The organism is Metallosphaera javensis (ex Hofmann et al. 2022) (assembly GCF_022064045.1).
Classification (GTDB): domain Archaea; phylum Thermoproteota; class Thermoprotei_A; order Sulfolobales; family Sulfolobaceae; genus Metallosphaera; species Metallosphaera javensis.
On sequence record NZ_JAKNCW010000001.1, the window covers coordinates 188,285 to 208,521 of the forward strand.

Genomic DNA, 20,237 nt, shown 5'->3' on the forward strand with positions numbered 1-20,237 from the left:
ACTCTTTTTATATTTTTCCCCAAAATCTTTTTTATTCTTCTTATAACCCGTCAAAAGCAGGGGTTAGAAGGTTAAATCTATTTAAAGATCACAGGTTATTAGGTTACGTGAATGCCCTACTTATGATCTTTGGTCTGGCATTGGGACTGTCGCTGGCAGCTCCTCCAGGTCCAGTGAATTCGGTGATAGCCTCCGAGTCTCTCAGATCCAAGTTGCACGGAATAAGCGTGGGTCTTGGCGCCATGACCGCTGATATGGTGTTCTTTGTTCTGACCCTTGTATTTGGAGATTTTTTGCCCAGGGACGCCAGGTATGTATTCTATTTAGTTGGAGGAGGCATAATGATATGGTTGGCCTTTGGGGTGTTAAAATCCACTCTGTCCAACAGAACCTCCAGGGCCAATTACCTGACAGGTTTGACCATGGGGCTCACCAACCCCTTTCAGATCACATGGTGGTTAACCAGTGGGCTGTTCATGATTCAACAATTTGGCATTCTGGTAATACCGGGCTTCTTCAGTGGAATAGTGGTCTGGATAACACTTTTCCCTTTCATTATAAACAAATTCGGTAAAAGACTAGCAAGAGCTATAAAAATTGCATCATTTATTATTTTACTTGGATTTGGGATTTATATACTGGTCCAAGGTGTTCTTCTCATAACCCAGATATTATAGAGGATAGGTCAGAGCAAAGCTCAGAGGCTCTCATTTTCATTTTTTCTATTACTTCGTTCCTGTCCACTCTATACACATACTTGGGCCTGCCTCCCTTCGAGCCGGTGCTCTTCTGTTTGGTAACCAATCCCGCGTCTGAGAGTCTCTTAAGAATCAGACTGGCCCTGCTTTTGCTTATTCCCAGCTCCGAGGCAATGTAATCCACATCCCTTCCCTCAGAACCCTTAATTATCCTTATGAAAGCCTCTACGTCAGCCTCTGAGAGCCCATAGCCTACCATTAGGAACCTTTTCAAGAGGATATTTCTTTCCGCAAGCTCAGTTATCAATTAAATTGCACCGTTTAACATTTAGTTTTTATTGTTTTTAAAGTTTTATTGTGATTGGGAAACCTTTTCGGTAAATGGCAATACGGCTTCCTGGTTTGTGAGGATCTCGAGCGAGGTATTATTCAGCTAAAGATCCTCAATGCATCCTACATGCGCTAGGATCCTTTCGTTTCTCCAATTTTTTAAATCTGAACGGCGTTTTGTATTCATGGAAAGCTTGGAGGAACAGATAAAATCTCTACTTAGGGAAAGACCTATGATATCTGAGGAAATACGGGATAGATTAATGGAGAAAGGAGTTCGTTTCACTGCTCTGGAACTTAGGGAGACATTGGCAATGATGGTCAGAAAGGGAGAAATAGAAAAATATCCCGACTATGAGAGGAGAAAATTTTATTTCAGATTAAGATCAGATAATTTCTGATTTTCAACCATTTCTATTACTTTATCAGCTATTTTGAGGAATTCCTTAGAGGCCGGCGAATCTAGATACTTCAAGAAGAACGGCTCCCCGAGATCATTGGACTCTGCAATTCTGGGATCCAGAGGAACTTGTCCTAGAAGGGGTACTCCCAACTCCTCAGCCATCTTCTTTCCCTTGTCCTGTCCGAAGATGTAATAATTCTTCCCCTCTGAGGGGCACACAAAGTAGCTCATATTTTCCACAACCCCAAGTATCTTAGTGTTTACCGTCTTGGTGAAGTTAATTGACCTCCTTACGGCCAGGGTTGATACCTCAGAGGGTATGGTGACAATGATGAACCCGGTTATGTTGGGGACCAGCTGAGCTACTGAGAGGGCTTCATCTCCCGTTCCTGGAGGCATGTCTATGATTAGATAGTCCAGCTGACCCCAGTTCACGTCTCCCAAGAACTGCCTAATTGCTGAGTGCTTTATGGATCCTCTCCATATAACGGGAGTGTCGTCTCTAGGAAGCAGAAAGTCAATGGAAACAACCTTTATACCAAATGGTCCATTCACAGGATTTATCCCGTTGTCATCTGCTGTGAGCATCTGCCCCCTAACACCAAGCATCTTGGGAACTGATGGGCCGTGGAAATCAACGTCAATAATTCCCACACTCTTTCCAGCAGCAGCTAGGGCCATAGCTAGGTTAGATGAAACGAATGATTTACCAACTCCTCCCTTTCCACTGAGGATGGCTATCTTATACTTCACGTTTTTCATCCTTGACTGAATCTTGAGATCTGCTCCTTGGACCTGGGGTGCAGGCGCTTTCCTAAGGTCCCTAGGTTGCTTTGTAGGTTGTGGCGATTGCAATCTAAACGGATTGGAACTCATTTTTCTCAATTAACATATCTTCATGGTCAACTAATAATCTTATCTAAAGCCAGAAGCAGATCCTGGACATCCGGAAAATCTAGCCAATCTATGGGTTTATCACATTTATTCTCAAGAATTTTTGTAATTACTTCCTCAGGAGAAAGATTAGTAGTATCTATTTCACAGCTCTCCTTGAACCACTCTTTGGCTTCCTGCGCCACATAACCCAGGATCTCTGCCTCTACGTTCTCTATCACCTTTATTTCGCTCCATCCACGCCTTTTCAATTCGTCGTATAACACCTTAGGGTGCCTTCTCAACACCACTACTTTATCTGCGTTGTCCACAAGCGAGGGATAGACAGTCTCCAATACAACGTCTTTTCTTTGACTTAGATAGTGATTAAGTTCCTTGGCCACTTCCTCATCGTCTATCTCAAAGGAGGATCTAAGACTATCATAGCTTCTGTATAATCTTCTCTCAATCACAAAATTGGAGACGTGAAGATACTCTAGTCCCAGACGTTGTGATAACAAGAGACTGACTGTGGTTTTGCCAACACCAGGCGTCCCTGTAATTACAATAATCATCTAAATGCAAGAATGCTTTCGATAATAAATAACGTTAATGAAGTGATGATCAGGGTAAGCTTTGTCTTAGTCGTGCCGTCACCTTTCGCAATCTCATACATTCCATATGGGAACATGATCAAGCCTGTGACGAACAGAACGAGTTCAAACAAGTTCATGAATTTTATTTTACTTGCGAATGCCCTAAAAGCCTCTTTCTTCCAATGGCTAGAACTACTCCTCCTAGCACTCCCCCAATATGGGCTATGTAGTTCACGCCAGGTATTATATCACTGAGAACGAAAACGATTATAAGTAAAGCAAGACCGTTCCAGTCAAGCCTATTGAACTCCAGCATGTCATCTATAATGTAATATGCTAGGACTCCGAAGATGCCTCCCGAAGCTCCTGCCGACGCAACGTACGGGGGAAAGAATACCAGAGTTAGTATATTTCCTATTATTCCAGACACTAGGAAAGTTATATACTCCAGCTTACCCGCCTTAGACCCGAAAAGATAGTATATTACACCCATAGAAAAGAAATTGAAAATAAAGTCAGTGAAACTGTTGGTAACGAAGATAGAGGTTACCAGGGAGACATAATCCCCTCTCAGTACTAGATAGTTCACTTGAATTAGAAATGAAAAGAGATATGGGCTAATGTTATATGTAATGATTCCTGTAATGAATCCCGCAAGAATTAACGCCATGAGGACTATGGTTGGTTTGATTGTTATTTCAGATCTCCCCTGTAAAATACATTAACACGAGAGATAATGCGATGAGTGTTATCCATACCCCTATGTTCCACCTGAATATTTTCAGGCCATCCAGTATCCAGAAGGGAAGTAGGTTGAAGAAGGCCACAACCGCGTTAAACCCTGAGATTACTTGGAGGAAGAAGGCCAAAAGAGGGTTGGATACAGCTATAGCTCCAAGGAGGAAAATCAGTGATATTGCAATATTAGTTGCTGGCCCGGCGGCCGCGGTTATTCCTTCAATTCTCTTGTCGGCGGAGAAAAATCTGCAGGAAATCAGAGTATACCCGGAAAAGAATACCAGACCAAAGAACGGTAGCAAGTTAATAATTGTGGTGAAAAGAAAACCCGTGAAGTTAAGGGTAAACCTAGAATAACATCCGTATCTCCTTGCTGACTGTCTATGTGCTAACTCATGGGGTACTATGGCAATTGTTGCTGCGACCAAGGCGGCCAGAACACCGAATCCAAAGAATCCTGACACTAGATATAGAGAAAGTCCCTTCACAGCAATTGAAAATATCGCTAGCAAGAAAGATTCAGTCTCATTTAGCCTACTAAATCTCCATTCCCACTCCCTAAGCCATGACAAATCTCTTCTCCAACCGGATTAGCTCAGTAGTTTAAATGTATAAGCGTGATATTCTCCCTATTAACTAGATTCATTTTGGGTTCCTCAATTTTCCAGAGTAATGCCTTCTCCTTTTCCAGGGCTACCATGTATTTCTCTGTACCTTCTGATACTATTCCCTGGTATTTTACGTTGGTTACCCTGCTAAACGTGTGGAAAGCTTCGAAGATAACGAACTTATAGAGAAAGGGCATAGTGAGCTGGTATCTCTCTAAGTTCTTGCCATAGGAAATGAGTTTCTCCATGACATTAGTAAAATAGAACGGTTCCAGGAGGGTTATCTCGTTTATTCCATTAAACCTGGAGATTACCAGGAACAGCCTCCTAGTTCTATCGGGAGTTACCACACTTAGATCTAGGATCCTGGTGGTTCCACCATTCTCTCCAGAGCCCCAGTACGCGGTGAAGCTTGCGCTTCCCTCATTTAGGAAGTCGATCACAGCTTCAGCGAAAATTATGGGTGGTATCTTTAACCTCTGTAGTTCTTCGTTAAGGAAACTCGAGACGCAGAACAAGTGACCTTCCCGAGTTATTCCTCTTTTGCCCTCACAATCAGCTACATTTAATTGAATCTCAAATACCACGAAAAATAATAATGGGATTAACTCCTTATATATTTTGCATAGGCTTCCGCTTCAATTTTCATGTTTTTTGTTATTAACAGGTTGAGGAGATTCTTATCCTCCTCGCCCTTAGGGTTATAGGAGCTCAGTATCTTTTCCACCTGCTCCAGCAGGGCTAACGCATCTTTAAGGGACTGCATGGAGTAAATAGTAGACCTAATTGAATAAATGGGTTACATTCGTAAAAGTGGTATTTCCTTAACCATTTTATGTGGTTGAATTAACAATCATCAATGAAATATCTCCTCGTTCTGTGGATACTGCTGATGGTAATACTGGCACCGTTGGTTATTCAGGTACAGAACTACTTTGTTTACAGCGATTCGCCATTCCTTTCCTCCGCATATCAAAGTGTGGTCGTGGAGAACGAGGCTAAAGAATACTTTAACCTGTCACAAACGTCGTACAGCGAGATATATGTCATTGTTAATGGTTCCTATAATCAATCATTTAGCGAGTTACAGAAAAATCTCCATTACCTTCAGGATGCCAAGGTTGTAACTCCCTACGAAGTTATTTCCCAGTATCAACAGCAGTACCTGCAGGAAGTATCTCCTCTAATAAATAGTACTGAGGCCAAGTTACTTCCAGTTCATGAGCTATACGTAAATCTGACCACGCTCAGGGTCAAGCTTCTGAATAACATATCTCAATTCCTATGTCAACTGAACGTCACGTACGGTGTGCCACTCGGAAAAAACGTGCAGGCATCAACAGATGTGATCTCCACGTTTAAGACCTACTACTTTCTCGCGTTGCAAAACTTCTCCCAAATTAATGCGTCAAGACTGGCTGGTTACCTGACATTTAAGGACCCCTATGTAATTTTCTTCGGATACAACAATTACACCAATGCGACTCTGGCGAGGCAGTTCCTTCTCAACTTCAATAATTACTCTATCCTTATTCACCTCCTCACGGGCAAGGAGCTACCACCCCTGGCCTATGAAGATCCACGCAAATATGCTATCCAGTTAGTGGAGAGCAAAATCCCTCAACCTGGAATCTCCCTGTCCTACTTTCACAGGAATAACTCTTGGCTCTTCATAGTCCAGGTTCCCGACAACGAGAGTCTAAGCAATATAAATATTTTCATGGCCAACCTTCACGGATTGGTCACGGGACATCTCCCAATATACGCCCAGTCGGAGCTATACACCGAGCAGAACTTGAGGATAATAGACGTTGTTACTGTGACCCTGGTTGGTATTCTGCTAATCTTACTGCTCAGATCGCTGGTTCCAATCCTACTCCTGGTAGGTAGCGCAGTAATAGGTGTTGAGGTGGCATATGCGTCTCTTCTAGGGCTGAGGTTAGTGGGCTACCAGATCTATTACATCTCAGGCCTTGTTATTCCGCCCATAGTGTTCGGGATAGCGATAGATTATTCGCTTCTGTTCATTTACAGGTACTTTGAGGAGTTAAGGTCAGGGTCAAGGGAACCCCTCACCAAGGCTTTCAAGACGGCTGGCAGGGGCGCCCTTTTCAGCGGTCTCTCCATTACTCTAGCGTTTGCCTCATTCTTGGTCTCTCCATCTCCTCTATTAAGGAATATAGGAGTGGCCCTCGTATTGAGCTCCGTCTCCTCCCTTCTACCGTCCATAGGTTTTATCTACACTGCACTTAAAGGGATGAGTACTAGGACCCTTTCCTTCCCCAGAAAGGAAATTCCTAACCCATCAGATTCAAGGAGCAGGTACCTGAGGTTCATGGTGGACCTCTCCATAAGGCGAAAATATGCGGTGGTGCTGTTAATGTTAGTTACCTCCATTCTGGCCCTGGGAGTATTTCTGACTCATACGACAAACATTAACGCCAGCGAAATTGTCCCATCCTCATCGGAATCCCTGGTGGGGCTTGACCAGCTGACTAAATTTTTCAATTACAGCCTAGACTATGCGGTGATAAGGGGGAATCCCAACGAGTCTTATTCCTTTATATATAATGTGTCTGCCGAAGCTATTTCCAGAGGGGCATTGGTTTACGGACCAGCCTCTCTGGGTAAGGCAACGTTCAGCGAACCCACAGCGCTAACCAGCAGGTTTTACTCCCATGGATACACGCTCATGGAGTTTTACATTCCCTATCCTGTGTTCAGTGACGGTGCCATAAATTTCACCAAGTGGCTCGCATCAACCGGTCTCATGGTGGGAGGAAGCAACGCACAGAGGATAGACATAGTTTCCAACACGGTTCACGTTTATTATTCCCTAACTTTACCCATGACGATTATCCTGATCCTAGTGTACCTGGGGGTACTGCTAAGGTCCGTGGCCTTGCCCATAAGGCTAGTACTATCCTTGCTTTTCAGCTCCCTTGTGGGAGTGGCAGTTATGTTTCTGGTCTTTGGTACCGTTTACTGGCTCTCCCCGCTCATTGTATTCGCTCTTCTCTTTAGTTTGGGCATAGACTACGATATGTTCATCGTGCTTAGAATCAGGGAGGAGCAGGGAACAGAAGACGAAAGGATAAGGAAGGGAGTGGAGAAGACTGGCCTCGTAGTTACGGCTGCCGGTCTGGTGCTGACCGGAGCGTTTATCTCCCTTACCGCGGTGAACATGGAGTTCCTCAGGGAGATAGGATTTGCAGTGGGCTTCTCCATACTATTCGATACGTTCATAGTTAGGCCCTTCATAGTTCCAGCCATAATGTCAATACTTGGGAAGTATAACTGGTGGCCAGGTGTCAGGAGGGCTCACAACAAAGCTTAGCTATCTTGAGTACCTTGGAGGAGACTTCTAGGGGATTCTCACCAAAAACGTAAGCATTAGGTTCTACCCCATTTCCTCCAAGGTGGATAACTACGTCTGGGCACGAAGATATGACTGCGGCGATCATGTTTGCAATGGACTGATCGTCCCTCCTATCTGAGGGACCAACCTTGATGTTTATGAGACCAGAGCTCCGTATCGCCTCATCGACACCATCGTCGTATTTGATGTTCATAACGGATCTCCACCTCTGGCATCTCTTTCTGGTTTCAAGGAGAATGGTTGCTAGATGTCTGCTTCCACCCCACGTGGGTCTGGACGCGGGAGTAGGGACCCCTCCTATCACCGCTATCCTCCCTGGAATAGCTAGGACATCCAGTATTTCCTTGGCATCTCTCTTGGAATAGGCCAGGTTACTCAGGATTTCAGGAATTAGCTTTGCTACGCTCTCATTTCTCAATAGAGAGAGGGCAAGCTGCAACTCTGTTTCCTCATCCTCCCTATACAATGACTGACAAATTCTACAATCGGGTGAAATGGAGGTGTTCATGCGCCTGTGGAAGTTGCATAGTTTCAGCTGGCTCAACATGGTCAATCCGAAGGTGGTGAAGTAAAGCGAGGCCTCCTCTCTCCTTCCGCTTGAAACCAGACTCACCAGGTTTGATACAAGCGATTCCACCTCGTCGTTGCTGAGGCCAGCCTCGCCGAGCTTTCCGCGTAGATCATCCTCATCCTCGTCTAGGTATTGTTTGATTGCCGGTTGAGTTACGCCCACGAGAAGGGCGATCTTGTTCTGGCTCATACCCTGAGCTCTAAGCCTTTTAGCCACCAATCCCCTAACGTTAGGTAGCAGTATGTCCGTGATCAGCGACAGTGGTGTATCAAGCACGGTAGTAAGATTGAGCGGGGAGAATAATTACGTTTTTGATATGGAGATCTCTGCCGTTGATGGAAGCCTTCACGATTTCTTCACCGAAGAGGGAAAGAAGAGCTACGTTGTGGTTGCGACTGTGTTCTTCAGGCTGAAGGGATCAAGACTCGTGTATCTAGGTTCTAGAATTAAGGAGGCTGTCTCTAACGAAGATGGAGAAGAAGTGATGAGAAGGATGGAGTATGAGGAGGCCAACTCCCTGAGCGGACTGCTTCTGATGGACAGGAAAATAACCATGGACATGTCCCTGGGGCTGAGTATACCCCACGCAGTGATAGGGATCGTCAAGGATTTTGATCAGAAAGAGAGAAGTAGCCTGAACATCCCCAACCCGCCCTGGTTGCTCATGTCACAGCTCCAGGGACCTGTGAGTACGGGATACATCAAGCTAGCCACCCACGGATGGACTTTTCGCGTGGAGACTAACCTGAAGTGGGATCCGGAGAGAATCTTGGCCCTGTTATACGCCATGTCCAGGGAGCCCATCCCTGAGGCCTTTGGTTATAACTACCCACTCTTCCTTGCAGACAAAATGGCCAAATTCTACAGGGATAGGGCAAAGAGGACGCTCGATTTCCTGTACACCAAGGAACTGGTGAGATATAGGACTTTTAGGAGTATAGTGGAGGGTAAGAGGAGATCATGGAATTTGAACCGGTGACAGGAAGGCTCAGGGAGGTCAGGGTCACCACCAGACCCACAGCTGACGGGAGAAGTTCAGTTACTTTCAGGAACTTTGTGGTGGAGATGCCCTATTCCAGGGACCTGAACCTAAACATAGGAGCGCTTCTCGCAGTGGAGACCATAAAGAGCGATACCTATCTTATCCTTGAGGTGGCCGACTACGTTCCTGTCCATTACGGAATGATAAACATGGATGGGTCAATTCCCAAGGAGATAAGGGACCAGGTGATGGAGGAAGTTTCCAAGAGCTGGCGCGACGGGAACAGCTCGGAGATGTGGATAGACGTATTTGCCTATCCCATAGGTTATATTGCCACCCCTGAAGGATTCAAAAAGGGATATCTGCCTCCACTTCCGGGTTCCCCTGTCAGGATCCTCAACAGGGAATCATTCAGGGAATTTGTATGCGCAAGGAGTGGGGTGGAGATAGGGAAAGTGATAGGGGAGGACATCCCCCTGACCATAGATATCTCTAAGGCCATGGTTTACCACATGGGAGTTTTCGCCTTCACCGGGTCAGGTAAGTCCAATCTCACTGCTACCTTGATTCGCAGGATCCTTAACCACACCAACGCTAAGGTGGTGATCTTTGACATTTCCATGGAATATTCAATCCTGCTGTTGGACCAGTTGCTCAGTCAGAGGGCGGAGATTCTCACCACAGATAGATATCCCTCCACTCCACTGGACGCAAGCAGGAGGTTCATGAGGACCCATGTGATTCCGGAGGATCTGGAGAGACACAGGGAAAACATAAGGAGGAGGGTTGAGGAGCTCTTTGCCTCAGGCAAGATAAGAAATCTCTACATTCCACCTCAGGGCTCAATGGGCCTAACCTTCGAGACCCTGCTGGAGCTGGTGAGAGCTCAGATAGATGATAAGTATACGGCCTTTGCCCAGAAGCCACTGTTCAGCCTCATGCTGAGGAAGCTGGACACGTTCATGAGGGAGAATAAGATCCCAAAGGATGCTCCTCTGGACGACTCCATTCTTTCAATACTTGAGGACATGGAAAATGAGGGCAGGAACGCTGGGCTAAAGGAGAACTCCTCGCTCTTCTCCTTCATCTCGTCTTTGAGATCGTACATAAACACTGAGGTAAGGGAGAGCGAGGAATATGACGTGGAGAAGCTGGCAATAGATATCTTGGATAGGGATGAATCATCTCCAAGACTCTTTATCCTGGAGCTACAGAACCTGGAGGAATCCAGGGAAGTTGTTGCATCTCTCCTGGAGGAGGTCATGTCCAGGAGGAAGAGATCGTTCAGTACCTCGCCCGTTCTCTTCGTGTTAGATGAGGCACAGGAGTTCATCCCCTTCGATACTAGGCAAAGGGACAAGAGCGAGCTGTCCAGCAACGCAGTGGAGAAATTGCTGAGGCATGGAAGGAAGTATCACCTCCATGCGTTGATCAGCACCCAGAGACTGGCGTACCTCAACACAAACGTTCTCCAACAGCTTCACACCTATTTCATCAGTGTTTTGCCCAGGCCCTACGATAGGCAACTGGTGTCTGAAACCTTTGGAATAAATGACACTCTTCTGGATAGAACCTTGGATCTCGAGGTAGGACAATGGCTCTTGGTGAGCTTTAAGGCATCCCTACCGCATGACGTTCCGGTTTTCTTCAGTGCCCCAAATAACTTGGAAGAGGTGAGGAGAGCGCTTGAGGAAAATAGATCAGCTAATCCTGTCAATGATAAATGATGATTCCCTGAGAAATGCCTACCTGAAGGTGGACAGGGCCAAGTTTCTTCCAGAGAGTTCAGCTAACTTGGCTTACGATCCAGAGTTCGCTGATAAGCCCATCCCAATTACTGACAGGATTAACACCACTGCCCTAACCCTTGGGATGAAAATGCTGGAGTACTTGGGTCTAAGGAAAGGGGATAAGGTACTTGAGGTGGGGACTGGATGCGGGTATTACACCGCCCTGATTGGTGAGATTGTTGGGCCGGAGAACGTTACCACAGTAGAGGTGGATCCATGGATGGCGAGATATGCTGAAGAGAGGTTGGGCAATCTGGGGATCAGGGTTCAGGTAGGTGATGGCACCCTGGGATTTCCAGGCAACTCTCCCTATAATAAGGCAATAGTCTGGGCAGCGATGCCCACGCTTCCCTGTTTCATTTATCAACAGCTTGCGGATGGAGGAGCCATGATTGTTCCCATAGGGACCCAGAAGACACAGAACCTGTACAGGATAGTTAAGGCGGGTTCTCCCAAGCTCGAGAAACTTGATTCAGTCATTTTCATGAAGGCCCAGGGACTATGCGGTTTTTATGACTGATCAGGACTCAAGACCCTCTTCATGATTCCGCCCTACTGTCCTCATCATTTTCGAGAATCAATAGTATACATGAATACATCGATCTATTTTTTATTTTTAATAAACAACGTACAGAACTCTATCATGACGTCAATCAATTCAGGTAATTAATCCCTTCGTTTATCCCTACCGATAGGTTTTTAAAAAACGTTATCTACTCATAACTTGCGGCCGTAGTCTAGCCTGGATTAGGACGCCTGCCTGCCACGCAGGAGGTCCCGGGTTCAAATCCCGGCGGTCGCACTTCTCAGAATGTGGGGCAGAGTCCCCGCACCCTCGTTTTCTTTCAGTTCCACGTACGATCTAACAACATCATCCAAAGGTGCGAGGTAATGCTACTTCATCTCATGGTTCACGTTCTCCAGAACGTAAACATAATACCTCCCTTTTCTCTCCGGATAATCACGTCGCCATACTTATATCCCGTGCTTTTCTCTATCAAAGCGGGTCACTTCACGGTTGCCATTTCACGCGTGTAGACAATTGGCAACCGTCAAATTCCCTAACTTGAAGGTAGATTTAAAGAGGATGATAACTTTCCACACCTGTGAGATAACTCAATAATACCTAGAATGCCTCAACTTTTTCATAAAGTAACATAACGTATGTATTAATCTTATTTCTGCAGTAAATCCTCTATGGTACGTAGTCCTGATTCCTAATCTCATGTTGGCAACGGCGATCGTATTAGGAGCTCTCACACTACGTTTCTCGCTCTGCAGGACCACATTAAGCAGAGTTTTTAGTCTCTTTAGGAAGAGAAGAGGAAGGTCCTAGCCTGATCGGACCACCTATAAATCCTTATCAATACGGTCCAGTCATGAATTGTACTCTCGCCGTTTACTTTATGTTTTAAACTCCGCATCGATAATTTCTTGTAACGTCGACAATGTATATCCGCGTTCTCTTTATTTTCAAGACCTCATGTTATTACATTCACTTCTCATGAGTAGCTAGTTCAGTAAAAATATCTTACCAGAGGTATTAAACTGATGATGAAACTTCATGCCAAGAGCCAGACCCGAGTTAATCAGTTTATGACCCAAATTCATGGAAGTTCTCTAAAAACCCGATCCTTCAACTGCAAGACACAAATACTACCATTTGACATCTTGCCCTCATGAAATATTTTCTTATTTTCGTCACCTCTTCATCCTTCTTCTTAGGGTACTTTGCGAGAATTGCATGGAGCATTGTCTCAGTTTATTCCTCACTGAAGCCAACAGAGATTCAGGATAGCGTGATTTTTTCGCTTTTCTTCTTGGGTTACGTTATTGTTCAAATTCCGTCAGGTATGATATCTGACAGGAGACCAAGGGAAGTGGTGATGCTAGCGCTGGTTGGTCTAGCCATTTCCTCCTTTCTCTCAGGTATCTCCACCTCAATACTTCAGGAGTATGTCGCAAGTTTGTTAATGGGTCTTTCAGCGGGGTGGATTTATCCTGTTACCATAAAGATATTGGCGTCCTCATTTGATAGGAGAGACTTACCCGTGGCAATTGGCTACTACAGCCTCGCATGGCCACTTTCCATAATTCTCGCAGGTCTTGTTCTACCTTACCTCAGTATCAATGCTGGATGGCGTTACCCATATTACATGATATCCCTTCTCTGCCTGATCATTGCAGTATTATACGCGAGGGTAAGGGTTACTGGAGGGGAGGCTTCAGGGAAGTTTCACCTGATAAGGGATCGAAACGTTCTGATAGTAAGTATGGCCGGTTTCCTGTTTTTTCTATCATACTGGATAATAACCCTCTATGCATTTAAATACTTTATTGAGGTGGGCCTGAGCGGATATGAGGCAGGAATTGCTTACTCTTTCCTGGCTATTGCTGGAATACCCTCCACAGTAATTGCAGGGCATTTGATAAGGAGAATGGGAGTCAGAAACACGTTATCCACTTTTGAGGGATTTTATGGAGTGCTCACAATCCTGCTATCCTTTCTTGTATCCAGCGTATCCCTTTTCGTGATATCATTTCTCATGGGATTTGTAAGGTTCGTAATAACTCCAGCCAATTCCAGCGCGGTTTCCCTCATCGATAAGGGAAGAGCTGGAAGCGTCTCGGGCTTTGCTAACTTTTTCTGGCAGAGTAGCGGTATTCTGGCTCCTATAGTTGCATCTTTTATGATCATTGAACATGGTTATCATGTTCTATGGATAGTTGTAGGGGTCGTTGTGCTAATCTCAGCACTGTTGTATAGGGTGATGCTGAGGATTGACAGATAAGAAGAACTGAAATGCGTAGACAAGTTTAATTACCCCATAGGTCTAGTTTAATTTACGTGATCGATAATGGGCCCATAGCTCAGCCAGGTTAGAGTGCTGGGCTCCAGATATCAGCATTGGGTCTGTCGACCCGAAAGGGGATGAAATATATCTGGAATGGAGAGACCCAGTGGTCCGGGGTCCGAATCCCCGTGGGCCCATTAAAATTCTATTTTGTGATCTTATCCAGTATTTCCCTGTGCAAGAAGCCAGGAATGGTAGTCGGGTATTGTTGTTGAGTTCCCTTGCCAGTGATCTTATTCAGCTTCACCCGACCCATGAGATAGATTAAAAATCGTGCCTGCACAGATTTACCTGGTCGGGTAGGGTGGAGGTCTCGCCAGCCTCTTTACCCGCTTGGCGTAATGCGGGCACCAGTAACCTGCATATGGCCGTGACCTCAATGGGGGAGTCCAGAGCTTACGATGAGGATCGCCCGGTAGGGCTGACGGATACAGTCTCCTCTTCCGGAGGGAGGAGGGGAACTGTATTAGCTGGGGGAACCGACTAGGCCCGGAAGGGAGCAGTCGTACCTGGACGTCAGCGCTTGCCGGTCACCGGTCTGAGGAGACTCTGGGTAAGCTCCTCCATTGATGCACGGTTATATGCGGGGGCCGACCTTTACCTGTCCTATCTTTCTTGGATTCGCTAAGTTTTATAAAATGCAATCCATTGAAGTTGGCTATGAAATGGGACGAGAGGAGAATTCAGGTTCTGGAGGAACTCAGGGCCCGTGGAGTGAATCCTTATCCTCAGAAATATCCGCTCACACATACCATAGTTCAACTGAGGCAAATAGGTAATCAAAGGCAGGATAAGCCCAAGGACCCATTCCTGACCGGGGTGAGGACGGCCGGAAGGGTAGCTAATCTCAGAAGACATGGAAGGGCATCCTTCATTGATGTGTTTGATGACGGCGAAAAGCTTCAGTTATATCTGAGGGTGAACGAGCTCGGTGACAAGTACGAGTATTTCTTCAAGATTGTGGACAGGGGAGACATAATAGGCGTACAGGGGGACCTCTTCTTTACCGCGAAGGGGGAGCTGACGCTTCTGGTCAAGGATTACGTCATGCTGGCCAAATCCCTGATAGAGCCCCCAGATTGGTCCACAATGAGCCCGGAATTCAGGTATTCTCACAGGTACGTGGATTTCCTGTATAATGATAATGCCAGAAGATTCATGGAAACTAGGTTCAAGATTATCAGGGAAATAAGGAATATTCTGGGAGAGGAGGGATTCATTGAGGTGGAAACTCCCATCCTTCAGCCAGTGTATGGAGGTGCTCTTGCTAGACCCTTCAAGTCCCACGTTAATTACCTAAATGAGGACTGGTATCTCAGGATTTCCCTGGAGCTCTATCTGAAAAGGTTCATTGTGGGAGGCTTCAATAAGGTATTTGAGATCGGGAAGGTCTTCAGAAATGAGGACATAGATGTAACCCACAATCCCGAGTTCACGCTCATGGAGCTCTACTGGGCCTATGCCGACTACAACGATATAATGGACTTGACGGAGAGGTTGTTTAAACAGCTGGCTGATAGGGTTCTTCATACAACCGTAATTCCCTACAGGATGGGCGAGAAGAACGTTGAGGTGAACCTAGGAAGTTTCAGGCGGATATCCATGTATGATTCCCTGTCAGAGGCCCTAGGGAAGAACGTGGAGGAAATGAGCGATGAACAGCTTAAGGAGTTAATGCAGAAGAACGGGTTGGTTCCCAGAGGTTCACTCTACATCAGGGGACTTATGATAGAGAAACTTTTCGACAAGCTTGTTACGCCAAGTCTGGTTCAGCCTACCTTTGTAACTGACTATCCCATAGAGACAACTCCCCTGTGTAAGCCACATAGAAGTAAACCGGGACTCGTGGAAAGATTTGAACTTTATATCGCGGGGGTGGAGTTTGCCAATGCCTATACCGAACTCAACGATCCAATTCTGCAGGACAAGTTGTTCAGGGAGGAGCAGGACATGATGAGACGTGGAGATCAGGAGGCACATCCCTATGATAAGGACTTCATAAATGCCCTGAGCTATGGTATGCCCCCAACAGGGGGACTGGGGGTTGGAATAGATAGGCTTGTGATGCTCTTCACCAATAATCAGAGCATAAAGGAAGTCATTCCGTTCCCCATGGTAAGTTCGAAACTTATTGAGGAATGAAGGATACGGAGATTGCCAGGACCAGAAGTAGGACTAAAAAGCTCTGTATAACCATGGATACTCTCTCGCTTACATGAATTCTTTTCAGAAGTTCAGTGAATATTTTTCCCCCGTCGGTTATGATGAGTGGTGCCCCATTGAGCAACGCAAGGCTAAAATTCACCACAAACATCCAAAGGAAAAAGGCTACGAAGGGGTAAACGTACCAGGGATAATAGTAGCTAATGTAGACTCCAAGGAAGTGGGTTTGGGAGGTCACGTTCACGAACTGGGTTCCATTGGGAGTCAAAAGGCCTAGTGTGTATCTAGTGCTACTCTCCAGAAGGGACTTAAGTTGAGAGGGGGTAGATACAGCTACTCCGTTCACGGATTGGATAACATATCCTGGATGGAGGGAAGCGTTATAGGCTGCAGAGTTCGGAATAACACCCTCAATGTATATACCGTGTGAAAGTAGGGGTGGTAGATAGACTGCCAGAGGAAAGAAAATACCTGCAAGTACTAGGTTAATCGCTATACCAGCAGATATGATCTTTAGTTTTGCAATAAAGCTAGACTCTAGAAAGGAATTTTCGTCGGGCTCCACGAAGGCTCCAGGAAAGAATGCAAGGAGTATGAATCCACCGCTCTTCACAGGAACCCTGTTTGAGGTTGAGGATATGGCGTGCATCAACTCGTGGAGCACCACGGATATACCAATACTGAGGAGAATGTAGGGAGCTTGGTCTATTCCCACGGTGACTCCGGGAATTATGGGCTCAAGTTTAACCGCTGAGGGCCTTGCAGGAAAGAGTAGTGTGGAGAGGGAGGATAGGATCAGGTAAAGTCCCCCGATCATGGATACTATGGCTAGAACCACGGAGAGTGTTTCAAACACCTTAAATGATCTGGAGTTCGCTAACCTTGGAAACCATTGATCCCTAGTTCCTTTCTTCCACATAAGGAGGAAGGGATAAACACTGAAACCCTTCCTGCTAAGGTAATTTCGCAGTCCTAGGACAACTACCCAGAACACCAGTAAGCCAATGAAAAACTCTACACTCGATGCCATCGACTCATTTAAATTGTAATCGATTTAAAAAAACCTTGTGCAGATAGTGTATGATGAAGGGCGCTGGCTGATCCTGAAGACCCTTAGGGGCTGGGCACTGGAGATACTGAATAAACTTGAAGAGGGGTCCATGAGGGGATTCGTTTATGGTTCCGTTGCCAGAGGCGACGTCAAAGAGACCAGTGATGTGGACGTGATAGTTTTTGCGCCCAATATTGTCTGGCTTGATCTTCTAGAGGCCGATCATAAGTTCATCGTGCAGGCCACCCCTTCCTCAACCCCCAAGGCCTATATATCCCTGGATCGTGAGGAGAGGAGGGTAATATCATTCCCCTTGGGGAAGCTGACAGGAGTTGAAGAGGACTTCTATAGATTTGGAGGTCTTGTGGACAAGGAGCAGTTAATCAGGGGAGAGAGATCACCAGGAGTCAATAAGGACCTCCAGATCATAATTCCCAACGAGAAGGGCCACGAGGAGTTACCGCTGAAAGGTAATGAGGATCTGGCAGTGAAGTTGATGAAGGTCTCCATGAATACCGTTATGCAGAGGGAGAGACTTCTGAGCAGGCGCAAGGAAAGGGGAAGAACTGGAACCTTTCTAAGTTATGAGCTGAGGGAGGATGAGAGCTTTCAGGAGGCCGTAAGGAATTTGTTGAAGGAAAACAAATTCTTTCGAAGGACAATTGATAGAGGGAGTTATAGGGGGTAAGAAACTCAGGTCGGTCAACGTCACCCAGACTCATATAGCCGAGCTTAAAGCGTTTGAACTTCTGCTGGACGAGAGACCGCTAGGCAAATGTAACTACTTCACAGGAAGGGGGTATTACCCGCCATGGATCGAAGTGGATTACGATCCGTGGCCTAGAGAGCAGGGGTTAGAGGTGGAGCTGTTCAAGTTGATTTACGATCTTCTACCGGATAATGGGAGGTTTTTTGTAACCTATTATAGAGATAATAACACCTTCAACGCCATAATGAAAGGTTTTTCGGTTGCTGATACGGAGCTGGGAAGATCCTTATTGAGGGCTGGCTTCACCTGGTTCAAGAACTGGTATTTTCCCGAGGGAGGCAACGAAGGAGGGATGAAAATACAGGCCAACAAGACTCTGGACCAGGAGACGAGGAGGAGACAGCTCTCGGAATTACTAGCAGAAGTTAAAACCCCAGAGAGCAATGGGCTAATAGTTGAACTCCTTGCTCAAGGGAAATCCTGAAATTGGACTTTACAACAGGGAATTGCCCAGGGGATGCGAGCTCTGTAGGATGGGCAGTAAGATGGTAGTATTTATATCAGGGGAATGTGGGGACTCCTGTTATTACTGTCCAGTCAGCGAGGGAAGATTCGGCAAGGATTTTGCTTACGCTAACGAGCGTAAGGTCACGGAATTGGAGGACTTCATTTACGAGTCCTACAGGATGAATGCCCTTGGTGCAGGAATAACGGGGGGAGACCCATTACTTCATCTGGACAGGGTCGTGGAATTGATCACCTTATTAAAAGACGAGTTTGGGAGATCCTATCATGTTCACCTGTACACAACTGGCAGGTACGCCTCCATGGATGCGCTTACTGAGTTAGCGAAGGCGGGACTTGACGAGATCAGGTTTCATCCAGTTAAGGAGCAATACCTCTCTGCAGTGGAGAGGGCACTTAGACTGGGGATAGACGTGGGGCTGGAACTGCCAGCTATACCGGGGGAAGAGGAAAGGATATCTCAGCTCGTGAACTGGGCCAGAAACAAGGGCGTTAAATTCGTTAACCTCAACGAACTTGAACTCACGGAGAGGAATTTTCAGAGTCTCAACTCCAGGGGCTTTAGGATAGGCCACGGATTGGCTGGGGTATCTGGAAGTTTCGAGGCCTCCATGAGGGTCCTCGAGAAGTTTCATGAGGCTGAGATTTCCCTTCATTACTGCAGTTCAGTATACAAGGACGTGGTGGAGACCAGAACCAGGTTTATCAGAACCTTGAGAGCTAGTGGAAAACCCTATGAAGAGGTAACAGGGGAGGGGACCTCGTTGCGGGCTGTGGTGAAGGCGTCTGTAGACCTTTCAGAGTTCGGAGAAAGAAGCGGAGACGCTTTCGTGGTGAGTCCCTCTCTGGTTAACCTTCTTCCTAAGGAGAAAATTGACGAGATATGGGTGGTGGAGGAACTACCCTATGGTCAGAGACTTTCCGAAAAACTAGTTTATTCTAAATCTAAGGATAGCCAGTAGACCTGTCAGGTTCTTTAACTGAAGGTACACAGGTGAGTCCTTGGGCACTATCATAACCTTCCCACCCTTGCTTTCTACTGCCTCCATGATTTCCTCGGTCCTCTTCCTAGTTTCCTCGTCTTCCAGTGTTAATAGATCGTCGGTCACCAGAAGGGTTTCCACAGCGCCAATCTGGGATGCCCTCTCAACTTCCTCCCTACCATAAACCACGAGGGACGAACCCTGAGCTAGAAGCGACAGACCCCTCTCCAGTTCCCTTGAGGCTATGGAGATCTGATAGTCCCGCATAACTTCATCTATGACGTCTCTCCTGAGGATTTCGTTTAGTCCAGCCCTAGAGGCCGAGGATACGTTATCCATGTAAATTCTGGCTTTCACCTTGAGCTTATCCCTCACTATCTCCTTAAATGGTCCAGGGCCTGCTATGATTATGGCGTCGGGAGAATATTGTTTCACGTATTGTTCCACTTCCTTGCTCACCTCCAGCGCAGCGTTCTCAAGGGACTTATCCTCGTCAGATACCCCTGGAAGGCTTCTCTCTGTCAGTATTCTGATTCCCTGTTCCATGGGCAGTGCAACTAGGAGTTCGTCCTGATCCGTGAGGACTATGAGTACCCTTCTATTTTTCTCTGCTTGCTTCTTTATTCTATCGATGAGTCCCTTGGTCCACTTCTTTATAATTACAATTTCATCTCCAATATCAAGATTTATTGTGTGATGCGATCCCTTAATGCTGTATCTCTCAGGGGCGTCCCTAACTATTCCGTGAATCCTGAGCCTTGAGGTGAATGGTTGAAATTCTGAGAACTCTACCTCCAGCTCCACAACCATGGGAATTCGCCTGCTATCGTTACCCATGCTCACGTCTCTGGTGGTTCTGGCCACCACGATATCTCCCTTGTTTAAGACAAGGTGAATCAGCCAGAGATCATCCTCATTTTCCACGTGAAGTTTAAGGGCACCAGCCTTTTCGTCATATTCTAATATCTTCATCGTGTTAACAC

At 46.2% G+C, this 20,237-nt stretch carries 21 protein-coding genes, 2 tRNA genes, 1 other RNA gene and 1 pseudogene; 14 read left to right on the plus strand and 11 right to left on the minus strand.

All coding sequences use genetic code 11. The features are described from left to right. The first annotated feature begins 107 nt into the window (after positions 1-107). On the plus strand, positions 108-677 hold the full coding sequence (locus tag L3N51_RS01225) for a LysE family translocator (protein ID WP_238024788.1): 570 nt from the start codon (positions 108-110) through the stop codon (positions 675-677). Here the strand turns inward: L3N51_RS01225 and L3N51_RS01230 are convergent. Continuing rightward, positions 658-1,005: a helix-turn-helix domain-containing protein gene (locus L3N51_RS01230; protein ID WP_238024789.1), complete on the minus strand. Its 348-nt coding sequence runs from the start codon at positions 1,003-1,005 to the stop codon at positions 658-660. The two genes, L3N51_RS01225 and L3N51_RS01230, sit on opposite strands and share 20 nt — an antisense overlap. A 208-nt stretch (positions 1,006-1,213) precedes the next feature. Between L3N51_RS01230 and L3N51_RS01235 the strand changes: the two genes are divergently transcribed. Then, positions 1,214-1,429, plus strand: coding sequence for a hypothetical protein (locus L3N51_RS01235; RefSeq protein ID WP_238024790.1), 216 nt, complete (start codon positions 1,214-1,216; stop codon positions 1,427-1,429). Here the strand turns inward: L3N51_RS01235 and L3N51_RS01240 are convergent. The 6 genes from L3N51_RS01240 to L3N51_RS01265 all read right to left on the minus strand — a co-directional run bounded on the left by L3N51_RS01240 (position 1,399) and on the right by L3N51_RS01265 (position 5,012). Beyond that, on the minus strand, positions 1,399-2,307 hold the full coding sequence (locus L3N51_RS01240; protein ID WP_012022099.1) for an Mrp/NBP35 family ATP-binding protein: 909 nt from the start codon (positions 2,305-2,307) through the stop codon (positions 1,399-1,401). The genes L3N51_RS01235 and L3N51_RS01240 overlap by 31 nt on opposite strands. A gap of 26 nt (positions 2,308-2,333) precedes the next feature. After that, positions 2,334-2,879 carry an adenylate kinase family protein gene (locus L3N51_RS01245; RefSeq protein WP_238024791.1) on the minus strand — a complete coding sequence of 182 codons (546 nt, stop codon included), beginning with the start codon at positions 2,877-2,879 and terminating at the stop codon, positions 2,334-2,336. A gap of 163 nt (positions 2,880-3,042) precedes the next feature. Continuing rightward, positions 3,043-3,570, minus strand: a complete 528-nt coding sequence (locus tag L3N51_RS01250; RefSeq protein WP_238024792.1) for a rhomboid family intramembrane serine protease — start codon at positions 3,568-3,570, stop codon at positions 3,043-3,045. A gap of 28 nt (positions 3,571-3,598) precedes the next feature. Beyond that, positions 3,599-4,210, minus strand: a complete 612-nt coding sequence (locus L3N51_RS01255; protein ID WP_238024793.1) for a peptidase M50 — start codon at positions 4,208-4,210, stop codon at positions 3,599-3,601. Positions 4,211-4,233: 23 nt separating this feature from the next. Beyond that, a complete protein-coding gene (locus tag L3N51_RS01260; protein WP_238024794.1) occupies positions 4,234-4,764 on the minus strand; it encodes a hypothetical protein in 531 nt (176 codons plus the stop codon). Positions 4,765-4,850: 86 nt separating this feature from the next. Beyond that, positions 4,851-5,012: a hypothetical protein gene (locus L3N51_RS01265; RefSeq protein ID WP_238024795.1), complete on the minus strand. Its 162-nt coding sequence runs from the start codon at positions 5,010-5,012 to the stop codon at positions 4,851-4,853. 93 nt (positions 5,013-5,105) lie between these two features. Between L3N51_RS01265 and L3N51_RS01270 the strand changes: the two genes are divergently transcribed. Next, positions 5,106-7,583 (plus strand): MMPL family transporter, encoded by a 2,478-nt coding sequence (locus L3N51_RS01270; protein ID WP_238024796.1) that lies wholly within the window; start codon positions 5,106-5,108, stop codon positions 7,581-7,583. On the opposite strand, the gene L3N51_RS01275 is transcribed toward L3N51_RS01270, so the two are convergent. Continuing rightward, positions 7,558-8,472, minus strand: a complete 915-nt coding sequence (locus tag L3N51_RS01275; RefSeq protein ID WP_238024797.1) for a thiamine-phosphate synthase family protein — start codon at positions 8,470-8,472, stop codon at positions 7,558-7,560. The genes L3N51_RS01270 and L3N51_RS01275 overlap by 26 nt on opposite strands. Here L3N51_RS01275 and L3N51_RS01280 point away from each other — a divergent pair. From L3N51_RS01280 to L3N51_RS01295, 4 genes are all read left to right on the plus strand, one after another. Then, entirely contained in the window at positions 8,438-9,175 is a 738-nt protein-coding gene (locus L3N51_RS01280; protein ID WP_238024798.1) for a DNA double-strand break repair nuclease NurA, read from the plus strand. The two genes, L3N51_RS01275 and L3N51_RS01280, sit on opposite strands and share 35 nt — an antisense overlap. Continuing rightward, positions 9,157-10,905, plus strand: coding sequence for an ATP-binding protein (locus tag L3N51_RS01285; protein WP_238024799.1), 1,749 nt, complete (start codon positions 9,157-9,159; stop codon positions 10,903-10,905). The genes L3N51_RS01280 and L3N51_RS01285 overlap by 19 nt, the downstream gene beginning before the upstream one ends. Beyond that, positions 10,865-11,488: a protein-L-isoaspartate O-methyltransferase family protein gene (locus tag L3N51_RS01290; protein WP_238024800.1), complete on the plus strand. Its 624-nt coding sequence runs from the start codon at positions 10,865-10,867 to the stop codon at positions 11,486-11,488. The genes L3N51_RS01285 and L3N51_RS01290 overlap by 41 nt, the downstream gene beginning before the upstream one ends. A gap of 206 nt (positions 11,489-11,694) precedes the next feature. After that, positions 11,695-11,770, plus strand: a tRNA-Gly gene (locus L3N51_RS01295). Here L3N51_RS01295 and L3N51_RS12740 read toward each other — a convergent pair. Beyond that, positions 11,752-11,859 (minus strand): annotated as a pseudogene (locus L3N51_RS12740) (putative integrase); the annotation flags it as partial. The gene L3N51_RS01295 and the pseudogene L3N51_RS12740 overlap by 19 nt on opposite strands. A 788-nt stretch (positions 11,860-12,647) precedes the next feature. On the opposite strand from L3N51_RS12740, the gene L3N51_RS01300 reads away from it, so the two are divergent. The 4 genes from L3N51_RS01300 (at position 12,648) to lysS (ending at position 15,965) form a co-directional block, all read left to right on the plus strand. Beyond that, positions 12,648-13,760, plus strand: a complete 1,113-nt coding sequence (locus L3N51_RS01300) for an MFS transporter (protein ID WP_238024801.1) — start codon at positions 12,648-12,650, stop codon at positions 13,758-13,760. A gap of 68 nt (positions 13,761-13,828) precedes the next feature. Next, a tRNA-Trp gene (locus L3N51_RS01305) sits at positions 13,829-13,960 on the plus strand. 155 nt (positions 13,961-14,115) lie between these two features. Further along, an RNA gene (ffs, locus tag L3N51_RS01310) (signal recognition particle sRNA) lies at positions 14,116-14,420 on the plus strand. 63 nt (positions 14,421-14,483) lie between these two features. Continuing rightward, a complete protein-coding gene (gene lysS / locus L3N51_RS01315; protein WP_238024802.1) occupies positions 14,484-15,965 on the plus strand; it encodes a lysine--tRNA ligase in 1,482 nt (493 codons plus the stop codon). Here the strand turns inward: lysS and L3N51_RS01320 are convergent. Continuing rightward, entirely contained in the window at positions 15,952-17,016 is a 1,065-nt protein-coding gene (locus L3N51_RS01320; RefSeq protein WP_238024803.1) for a site-2 protease family protein, read from the minus strand. The genes lysS and L3N51_RS01320 overlap by 14 nt on opposite strands. Positions 17,017-17,053: 37 nt before the next feature. Between L3N51_RS01320 and L3N51_RS01325 the strand changes: the two genes are divergently transcribed. The 3 genes from L3N51_RS01325 to L3N51_RS01335 are packed head-to-tail and all read left to right on the plus strand — an operon-like array spanning position 17,054 to position 19,233. Next, complete coding sequence (locus L3N51_RS01325; RefSeq protein ID WP_320056930.1) at positions 17,054-17,725, plus strand: nucleotidyltransferase domain-containing protein; 672 nt, start codon at positions 17,054-17,056, stop codon at positions 17,723-17,725. Continuing rightward, positions 17,700-18,230, plus strand: coding sequence for a DUF1122 family protein (locus tag L3N51_RS01330; protein ID WP_238024804.1), 531 nt, complete (start codon positions 17,700-17,702; stop codon positions 18,228-18,230). Before L3N51_RS01325 ends, L3N51_RS01330 begins: the two co-directional genes overlap by 26 nt. 49 nt (positions 18,231-18,279) lie before the next feature. Continuing rightward, positions 18,280-19,233, plus strand: coding sequence for a radical SAM protein (locus L3N51_RS01335; RefSeq protein WP_238024920.1), 954 nt, complete (start codon positions 18,280-18,282; stop codon positions 19,231-19,233). Here the strand turns inward: L3N51_RS01335 and L3N51_RS01340 are convergent. Continuing rightward, positions 19,201-20,226, minus strand: a complete 1,026-nt coding sequence (locus L3N51_RS01340) for an mRNA surveillance protein pelota (protein ID WP_238024805.1) — start codon at positions 20,224-20,226, stop codon at positions 19,201-19,203. The two genes, L3N51_RS01335 and L3N51_RS01340, sit on opposite strands and share 33 nt — an antisense overlap. Positions 20,227-20,237 lie beyond the last annotated feature (11 nt).

Bases quoted from the DNA above. Each gene is read 5' to 3' on its own strand.
- L3N51_RS01235 (WP_238024790.1), top strand. From the start codon at position 1,214: ATGGAAAGCTTGGAGGAACAGATAAAATCTCTACTTAGGGAAAGACCT.
- L3N51_RS01240 (WP_012022099.1), bottom strand. From the start codon at position 2,307: ATGAGTTCCAATCCGTTTAGATTGCAATCGCCACAACCTACAAAGCAA.
- L3N51_RS01245 (WP_238024791.1), bottom strand. From the start codon at position 2,879: ATGATTATTGTAATTACAGGGACGCCTGGTGTTGGCAAAACCACAGTC.
- L3N51_RS01250 (WP_238024792.1), bottom strand. From the start codon at position 3,570: ATGGCGTTAATTCTTGCGGGATTCATTACAGGAATCATTACATATAAC.
- L3N51_RS01265 (WP_238024795.1), bottom strand. From the start codon at position 5,012: ATGCAGTCCCTTAAAGATGCGTTAGCCCTGCTGGAGCAGGTGGAAAAG.
- L3N51_RS01270 (WP_238024796.1), top strand. From the start codon at position 5,106: ATGAAATATCTCCTCGTTCTGTGGATACTGCTGATGGTAATACTGGCA.
- L3N51_RS01280 (WP_238024798.1), top strand. From the start codon at position 8,438: ATGTCCGTGATCAGCGACAGTGGTGTATCAAGCACGGTAGTAAGATTG.
- L3N51_RS01285 (WP_238024799.1), top strand. From the start codon at position 9,157: ATGGAATTTGAACCGGTGACAGGAAGGCTCAGGGAGGTCAGGGTCACC.
- L3N51_RS01300 (WP_238024801.1), top strand. From the start codon at position 12,648: ATGAAATATTTTCTTATTTTCGTCACCTCTTCATCCTTCTTCTTAGGG.
- lysS (WP_238024802.1), top strand. From the start codon at position 14,484: ATGAAATGGGACGAGAGGAGAATTCAGGTTCTGGAGGAACTCAGGGCC.
- L3N51_RS01320 (WP_238024803.1), bottom strand. From the start codon at position 17,016: ATGGCATCGAGTGTAGAGTTTTTCATTGGCTTACTGGTGTTCTGGGTA.
- L3N51_RS01335 (WP_238024920.1), top strand. From the start codon at position 18,280: ATGGGCAGTAAGATGGTAGTATTTATATCAGGGGAATGTGGGGACTCC.
- L3N51_RS01340 (WP_238024805.1), bottom strand. From the start codon at position 20,226: ATGAAGATATTAGAATATGACGAAAAGGCTGGTGCCCTTAAACTTCAC.